At 49.6% G+C, this 1,543-nt stretch carries 1 protein-coding gene and 1 pseudogene; both read right to left on the minus strand.

The genetic code is table 11. The annotated features are described in order from the left end of the window. Positions 1-377 precede the first annotated feature (377 nt). Complete coding sequence (locus tag ACFDR9_RS27640) at positions 378-1,007, minus strand: LuxR C-terminal-related transcriptional regulator (protein ID WP_409033068.1); 630 nt, start codon at positions 1,005-1,007, stop codon at positions 378-380. A gap of 286 nt (positions 1,008-1,293) precedes the next feature. Continuing rightward, positions 1,294-1,386 (minus strand): annotated as a pseudogene (locus tag ACFDR9_RS27645) (hypothetical protein); the annotation flags it as partial. Positions 1,387-1,543 lie beyond the last annotated feature (157 nt).

Genomic DNA, 1,543 nt, shown 5'->3' on the forward strand with positions numbered 1-1,543 from the left:
CTACGCAAGCAAGGCCATGGCATGCTTGAGGTTCTGCTCCGGGCCTTCAACGGTAATCCTATCCCGCTTGCCGCATAGCGGCTGAACAGTCACCGTCAATTTTGAGTTTTTTTTGGATGTGTTCGATTTGGCTTGCGGAGCCAAACCCATTCTATAGCGTTGGTATGCTGTCGATAGTTTGCATAGCAATTTTTGGTGTGATAATGGCCGGGAAGGCAAGGAGATGAGGCCTGTCATATTTATGGCCGCGACCAGGTACGCGGCGCGTACTCCTGAATCCTGATGCTAAACGGCACAGGGACCGCTATCCCGCCGAACCAGCGTTTTCGGTAAAAGTGACCGCTGCGCGTCGATTATGACGAGCGCCGAAGCATCTCCTAAAAAGTGATATAGCCAAGTTCCATCGCCTTCGCGACCGCATGAGTTCGGCTGGATACATTCAAAGTCCGCATCAAGCCGGCGACATGGTTGTCGATTGTTCCGCTGTTGAGCTTGAGTTGTTTGGCAATTTGTTTGGATGAATATCCACGTTGAAGAAGGCATAGCACGTCAAGTTGGCGTCGCGTAATCACCGATGAAGCCCGCGATTTCTTTGCGCCATCTACAGAGGGAAACGTCCGACGGCCGTCGAAAACTGATCGTAGCTCCGACATGAAATCGCCGAAAGGCGCGGTTTTGACGATATAGCCAAGTAAGCCCAAGTCCTTGGCTGCGCCAATAAAATCCGGATTGCTGGATCCGGTCACAATGACGCAACGTTCATGTGCGCCTTGCAGCGCAAAATATCGCACCAGGGACAATCCATAGGCCTTCGGAACGTCAAGGTCGACGAAAATACGAAACCAATTGACGGGGCGCAAAAATTCGTCGCGGGCGGTTTCTGCGCAACCGCAAATAGTGGCGCTGATTCCACTATCCATTTTAGATAAAAGAAATTCAATTGCAAATGCAACAACCGGATGATTTTCGACAATCAGGACACGTTTTTCTTGAGGGGCACGTTGCATAAACATTTCCACAGTCAGCTTTCGGCAGGATCACAACAGTGCACGAACCAGCAGCGCCCCCTTCTCCGCAGAAGTGAGCGCACTAAGCCATTCGCCGCCCATCTGGCGAAGGTCGTCGTCGCTGAGTGGAATTGTCTGTTTTGATATTATTATATATAATATCACATCATTCTTAATCGACGTTCCAGCTCATGCAATAGTTGATCAAGTCGTTGATTACAAAGTAACATATCGCATTTTCCGCCTTCATTCGGTCGATCTCTGCGAGACGCCAGAGCAGTGATCAAAGCCTGGCCTTGATAATACTTGCCATTCCGGAAGCTAGCTCTGTATGTCCTATATTGGATTTGACGGACCCAATAGCACAACTTGGCCTATCTTTTTCTGAAGCTTACTTGTAACCCAATCTTTTAAATGCTGGTGTAAGTCTCCGCGGCGCCGGCGGCTCTATGCCGTTTCGTGTGGAACTTGACATCTAGTACCATAGCGGGCACTGCCATTTTGAAGACGAAGAACGCCTGATGAGTATTGCCGTT

This window comes from Janthinobacterium sp. CG_23.3, from assembly GCF_046115965.1.
Classification (GTDB): domain Bacteria; phylum Pseudomonadota; class Gammaproteobacteria; order Burkholderiales; family Burkholderiaceae_D; genus Janthinobacterium.